Annotated in this window: 8 protein-coding genes; 6 read left to right on the forward strand and 2 right to left on the reverse strand. The window is 72.2% G+C overall.

Annotated elements, in window-relative coordinates:
- Positions 1-328 (reverse strand): polysaccharide deacetylase family protein (locus tag ACWJ6R_RS28210; protein WP_449065134.1); only part of this gene is annotated, 328 nt, incomplete at its 3' end.
- A gap of 65 nt (positions 329-393) precedes the next feature.
- Between ACWJ6R_RS28210 and ACWJ6R_RS28215 the strand changes: the two genes are divergently transcribed.
- From ACWJ6R_RS28215 to nuoH, 5 genes are all read left to right on the forward strand, one after another.
- Positions 394-546, forward strand: a complete 153-nt coding sequence (locus ACWJ6R_RS28215; protein ID WP_449065135.1) for a hypothetical protein — start codon at positions 394-396, stop codon at positions 544-546.
- A gap of 829 nt (positions 547-1,375) precedes the next feature.
- Positions 1,376-1,747, forward strand: a complete 372-nt coding sequence (locus tag ACWJ6R_RS28220) for an NADH-quinone oxidoreductase subunit A (RefSeq protein ID WP_449065136.1) — start codon at positions 1,376-1,378, stop codon at positions 1,745-1,747.
- Between the two features lie 22 nt (positions 1,748-1,769).
- A complete protein-coding gene (locus ACWJ6R_RS28225) occupies positions 1,770-2,297 on the forward strand; it encodes an NADH-quinone oxidoreductase subunit B (RefSeq protein WP_449065137.1) in 528 nt (175 codons plus the stop codon).
- A complete protein-coding gene (locus ACWJ6R_RS28230; protein ID WP_449065138.1) occupies positions 2,294-2,875 on the forward strand; it encodes an NADH-quinone oxidoreductase subunit C in 582 nt (193 codons plus the stop codon). Before ACWJ6R_RS28225 ends, ACWJ6R_RS28230 begins: the two co-directional genes overlap by 4 nt.
- Positions 2,875-3,831: an NADH-quinone oxidoreductase subunit NuoH gene (gene nuoH, locus ACWJ6R_RS28235; protein ID WP_449065139.1), complete on the forward strand. Its 957-nt coding sequence runs from the start codon at positions 2,875-2,877 to the stop codon at positions 3,829-3,831. Before ACWJ6R_RS28230 ends, nuoH begins: the two co-directional genes overlap by 1 nt.
- A gap of 114 nt (positions 3,832-3,945) precedes the next feature.
- Here the strand turns inward: nuoH and ACWJ6R_RS28240 are convergent, their stop codons facing one another.
- Entirely contained in the window at positions 3,946-5,340 is a 1,395-nt protein-coding gene (locus ACWJ6R_RS28240; protein WP_449065140.1) for a serine/threonine-protein kinase, read from the reverse strand.
- Between the two features lie 204 nt (positions 5,341-5,544).
- Between ACWJ6R_RS28240 and ACWJ6R_RS28245 the strand changes: the two genes are divergently transcribed.
- On the forward strand, positions 5,545-6,047 hold a 503-nt coding region (locus tag ACWJ6R_RS28245), incomplete at its 3' end, for a NuoI/complex I 23 kDa subunit family protein (protein WP_449065141.1).

A 6,047-nucleotide genomic window follows, 5' to 3' on the forward strand; every position in this document is an offset into this window, starting at 1 on the left:
CGCCGGCCGAGCCGTACGGCGGGCGCGCCAGGGTGGGGGCCTGGCCGGTCGCCTGGCCGATGGCCTCCTGGGCCTGGGACAGCTGGTGGGCGGCCCTGCCCGGGGGCAGCGAGGCGAGGTCGCGGTGGGACCAGGTGTGGTTGGCGACCAGGTGCCCCTCCCGGCTCATCCGGCCGAGCAGGTCGGGACGGGCGACCGCGTTCGAGCCGGTGACGAAGAAGGTGGCCCTGGCGCCGCGGGCGGCCAGGGCGTCCAGCAGCTCGCCGGTGGCCGGGCCCGGCCCGTCGTCGAAGGTCAGCGCGATGCACTTGACCGCCGCGCAGTCCACGGTGCCCGCCCGGGTGCGTCCGCGCCGGGGGCCTGCCGGCGGCCGCGGCCTTGATGGACTCCTTGATGGATTCGGCGGTGGGCGTCGAGACCGGCAGCCGCCCGGCGCGCACGGCCGCGGCCTGGGCCCGCAGGCCGGTGGGGGAGAGCAGGGCCTCGCTCCGGGCCGCCGGTACGGCGACCGCCACCCGGCCGAGCGAACCGGCGGCCACCTGGTAGTCGTCGAACTCCACGACGAGCGCGCCGTGCCGGTTGAAGCCGATGGAGTCGAAGAGCCGCGCGTCCGCCCGGACGGCGGCGGCGTCCACGCCGGGCCCCCGGCCGGCCAGCTCCTCCCGGACCAGGCCGGCCAGCGAGGCCAGCGCGGGAGGGCCGGAGAGCAGGCCGGCGGAGTCCACTGCCAGCCCCTCCACCCGGTCGTACCAGACGGTGGTCCTGGACTCGCGCCAGCCGGACTGGGTGAGTTCGCCGATGCCCAGCCGTACCCCGACGACCTGCTCGGTCGCGGCGGGCAGCCGCCAGTCCACGTTGAACTCGGGGCGGGCGCTCCCGTCCGGTCCGGCCGGCCGGGTGGCGGTCGCGGTGAACCGGTCGAGCCGCTCGGTCACCACGGAGCGGAGTCGCTCGGTGAGGCGGGGCGCGTCGGCCAGGACGGGGTAGACGACGTGCACGTTCCGTCCGCCGGAGCCGCCGCCGGAGTCGCCGTCGGTGACGGTGGCCGTGGTCAGGCCGCGGACCCGGGAGGGGTCGGCGTACTCGACGAGCGTGGGCTCAGAAGGGATCAGATGATCCGCCGCGTGGGAGGGGGTGGTGGAGCCGCAGCCGATCATGGCTACGGTGAGTAGCGCCACCCCGCCGACGAATCGCTTTCTGTGCATGCATGTCACCGTAGGGGGGGAATGGCCTTGTTTACCTTTTCTTGGTACTACCGGGGAGCAGGCTTTGGCCGATTCAGGTTTGACCGCTCCGTTCGGTGACGAGGCATGTCGGATCCGTCAGCATCCGGAGCCCGGGACCTCCGTACGGCGGGTCCCCGAGAGGAGATCGATTGGACGGCTACTTCGGTTCCTACGCGGTGGTCTTCGCGCTGTTCGCGATCGGGGTGGCGATCTTCGCCGGCGGGCTCCTGGCCAACCGGCTGCTCCGCCCGCACCGGCCGACGGCCGAGAAGCTGACCACCTACGAGTGCGGCGTCGACCCGGTGGGCGAGGGCTGGGCCCAGTCCCAGGTGCGCTACTACGTCTTCACCTACCTGTACGTGGTCTTCGCGGTGGACGCGGTCTTCCTCTTCCCCTGGGCGACGGTCTTCGCCGCACCCGGCTTCGGCATGACCACGCTGGTGGAGATGCTGGTCTTCCTCGGCTTCATCGCGCTCGGCATCCTGTACGCCTGGCGCAAGCGGGTACTCGCCTGGACGTGACCCGCGGGAGGAGAATGGACCCATGGCGGATCTCCCGATGCCCACCGTACGGCCGGCGGTGGGGCCGGTCTCGCGACTGGCCCCCAAGCCCATGCGCTTCGTCCTCAACTGGGGGAGGCGCTACTCGCTCTGGGCGTTCAACTTCGGTCTCGCCTGCTGCGCGATCGAGTTCATCGCCACCTCGATGAGCCGGCACGACTTCATCAGGTTCGGGGTGATCCCGTTCGCCAACGGCCCCCGGCAGGCCGACCTGATGATCGTCTCGGGCACCGTCACCGACAAGATGGCCCCGGCCGTCAAACGGCTGTACGAGCAGATGCCCGAGCCGAAGTACGTCATCTCCTTCGGCGCCTGCTCCAACACCGGCGGCCCCTACTGGGACTCCTACTGCGTGACCAAGGGCGTCGACCAGATCATCCCGGTGGACGTCTACGTCCCGGGCTGCCCGCCCCGGCCCGAGGCGCTGCTGCACGGCATCATGAAGCTCCAGGAGAAGATCGCCGCCGAGCACCTGGGCGACCGCTACGCCCCCGAGGGCGGGCGCGGGTGAGCGGGCGGGCGGACCTCTCCGCGATCGAGGAGCGGTACGGCTCCCGCGTCCGGGTGTCGGAGTCGTTCGGCGAGACCACGGCGGACGTCGAGCCCGGCGACTGGACCGGCCTGCTGGAGGCGGCCCGCGACGGGGGCCACGTGTTCCTCGACTGGCTGACCGGGGTCGACGAGCCGCCGGAGGGCTTCGCGGTCGTCGCCTGCGTCTACGACCCGGACGCCCGCTCGCGCCTGCTGCTGCGCACCCGGGTGCCGCGCGAGGACCCCCGGCTGCCCACCGCGACCGGCGTGTTCCGGGGCGCGAACTGGCACGAGCGCGAGACCTTCGAGATGTTCGGCGTGGTCTTCGAGGGCCACCCGAACCTCGTCCCGCTGCTGCTGCCGGACGGCTTCGAGGGCTTCCCGCTGCGCAAGGACTTCGTGCTGGCCTCGCGGGTCGCCAAGGCCTGGCCGGGGGCGAAGGAACCGGGCGAGTCGGATCACGGCTCCCCGAGCCGCCGCAAGACCCTCCCGCCCGGCGTGCCCGCGGACTGGGCGCGCGACGGCCGGGCCGAGGGGCGTTCCGAGACGGAGGCGTGATGCTCACCGAGGTGCTCGACGCCGCCGTCCGGCTGGTCGTGATCGTCGCGGTCTTCCTCGTGCTCCCGCTGGTCGCCGGGCAGATGGAGCACAAGGTGATGGCGCACATGCAGGCCCGGCTCGGGCCGATGTACGCCGGGGGCTTCCACGGCTGGGCCCAGCTGATCGCCGACGGGGTGAAGTTCCTGCAGAAGGAGGACGTGATCCCGGCCGCCGCCGACCGCCGGGTCTTCGCCGTGGCCCCGGCCGTGGCGCTGGTGCCGTACCTCGTGGTGATGGTCGTGATCCCCGTCGGGCCCGGCCTGGTCGGGGTGGACCTGGACGCCGGGCTGTTCTTCGTGCTGGCCGTGATGGGGGTCGGCGTGCTCGGCTCGATCATGGCCGGCTGGTCGTCGGGGAACAAGTACTCCCTGATGGGCGGGATGCGCTCGGCCGCGCAGCTGATGTCCTACGAGCTGCCGCTGGTGCTGGCCGCCTCCAGCGTCGCGATGGCGGCGGGCACGCTCTCCCTGCCGGGCATCGTGGCGGCCTGGCAGTGGTGGTGGCTGCCCTGGCAGGCGGTCGGCGGCGTGGTGTTCTTCGTCGCGGGACTGGCCGAGCTGCGCCGCCCGCCGTTCGACATGCCGATCGCCGAGTCCGAGATCATCATGGGCCCGATGACGGAGTACACCGGGATCCGCTTCGCCCTGTTCATGCTGGCCGAGTACGCCGGGATCATCGTGCTCTCGGCGCTGACGAGCGTGCTCTTCCTGGGCGGCTGGCACGGGCCCCTGCTGCCCGGCCCCGTGTGGCTGCTGCTGAAGGTGTTCGCCCTGGTGTTCGTGGTGATCTGGATCCGGGTGAGCTATCCCCGGCTGCGCGAGGACCAGCTGCAGCGGCTCGCCTGGACCGGCCTGGTGCCGCTGGCGCTGGTGCAGCTCCTGCTCACCGGGGTCGTCAGGGTCACGGCCGGATGACCGCCCCGCCCGCCGGGGTACGGCTGGAGCCAGGCGACCATGCCGTAATCGGGGTTGCGGCCGGGTGACCGGCCCGCCCGGGGATTCCGGGCGGGGCGGTCACCGCACGACGGGTCATTGCACGATGCGCAGCATGATGTCGGCGGCGGTGGGCCGGTTGGCGGGGTTCTTCTCCAGGCAGGCGGCGGCCAGCGGGCGCAGGGAGGCGGGCAGCACCGAAAGGTCCGGCTGGTGGTTGATCACCCGGTTGAGGATCGCCGGGATGGTGTCCGAGCCGAAGGCGGTGCGGCCGGAGGCGGCGTAGATCATGGTGGACGCCCAGCTGAAGACGTCGGTCTCCGGGCCGACGTGCCCGCCGGCGAGCTGCTCGGGGGACATGTAGGCGGGGGTGCCCATGACGCTGGAGGTCACCGTGACCTGGTCGAGCGCGCGGGCGATGCCGAAGTCGATCACCCGGGGGCCGTCGGCGCCGATCAGCACGTTGGCCGGTTTGAAGTCCCGGTGCACCACGCCCGCCTTGTGGATCGCGGCCAGCGCGCCGGCGGTGGCCAGGGCCAGCCGGGTCAGCCCGTCCTCGCCGCGCGGCCCCTGGTCGCGGACGAGCTGCTCCAGCGACATGCCGTCCACGTACTCGCTGACGACGTAGGCCTGGTCGTCGTTGATGTTCACGTCGAGCACCCGGGCGGTGGAGAAGGTCGCCACCCGGCGCGTCGCCTCCACCTCCCGCAGGAACCGGTCCCGGGCCGCCTGGTTGCCGGTGAACCGCTCGTGCAGGACCTTGATCGCCACCTTCTGCCCCTGCGGGCTGAGCGCGAGGTGGACCGTCCCCTGCCCGCCCCGGCCCAGGGTGTCGATCACCCGGTACGGGCCGATCCACTCGGCGGGCCGGTCGGACTGCGCGAAGGTCCTGTTCACGTTCGTGTTCGAGTGCTGCGGGCTGTACAGCGTGTGCTGCGCGTGCTGCGGGCCGGGCGGCGGGACCGGCGTGTAGGGGCCGGGGCCGGGACCGTGGTGGAGCGGCGGCGCGGTGTGCTGCGGGTAGGCGGGCCGGTCGTACGGCGGGGCCACGGGGGCCATGGGGGTCATGGTGTGCGGGTGCGGGTGCGGACCCGGGTGCGGCGCGGGGGCGACCGGGGGGTGGTAGGGCGCCCCGGTGAAGGAGGGCTGCTCCCGGAAGACCGAGCCGCGGATGATCAGCGCGTGGCCGAGCCCGCCGAACCAGGAGCCGAGCAGGCCGACCGTGGTCAGGGCGTCCAGCCAGGCCGGGGCCAGGTCGGTGTCCCCGTAGACCTGCACCTCGATGAGGAACACCCCCACCCCGAGAGCGTAGAGGGCGGTGGCGAAGGTGAGCGGGACGCTCCGGAGCCGCCGGGCGGCGTGCCCCATGATGAACGGGGTGCCGAGGCCGCAGGTGAACAGGGGGACCAGCGCCCACACCACGCTCCATCCGGTGGTGGACGGAGCGGGTTTCTGCGACGGGTGCCAGGCGGGGCCGTACTGCTGGGACATGGCCGGAACAATACGTACATCTGAAGGCGCTCGCAGTCCCTCCACCGGTTGATCTCCGTAAGGGCCCGGCGACTCGAACACACAGTCTGTGGACAACGGCTGTGGATAACTCACGGAATCTGTGGACGGAGTCTTCGAATTCTTCCGTGTCTTCGACGGGACCGCCGCATTCCCGCGGGACCGCCGGTGCGTCATGATGTTCAAGTGGCGCGAATCCCGGGAGTAGGACTGGTGAAGGGGCTGTCCATCACCCTCCGGCACATGCTGAGCCGGTCGGTGACACAGCAGTACCCCGAGGTCAGGCCGGATCTTCCGGCGCGGAGCCGGGGGGTGATCGCGCTCGTCGAGGAGAACTGCACGGTGTGCATGCTCTGCGCGCGCGAGTGCCCCGACTGGTGCATCTACATCGACTCCCACAAGGAGACCCTGCCCGCGCCCGAGGGCGGCCGCCCGCGCGCCCGCAACGTGCTCGACCGCTTCGCCATCGACTTCTCCCTCTGCATGTACTGCGGGATCTGCATCGAGGTCTGCCCCTTCGACGCGTTGTTCTGGTCCCCGGAGTTCGAGTACGCCGACGGCGACATCCGCAACCTCCTCCACGAGCGGGACCGGCTGGCCGGCTGGGTGCAGACCGTCCCGCCGCCCCCGGCCCACGAGCCCAACGCCGACCCGCCCAAGGAACTCGCGGCGGCCTCCCGCCCCGCCCG

This window comes from Planomonospora algeriensis (assembly GCF_977012225.1).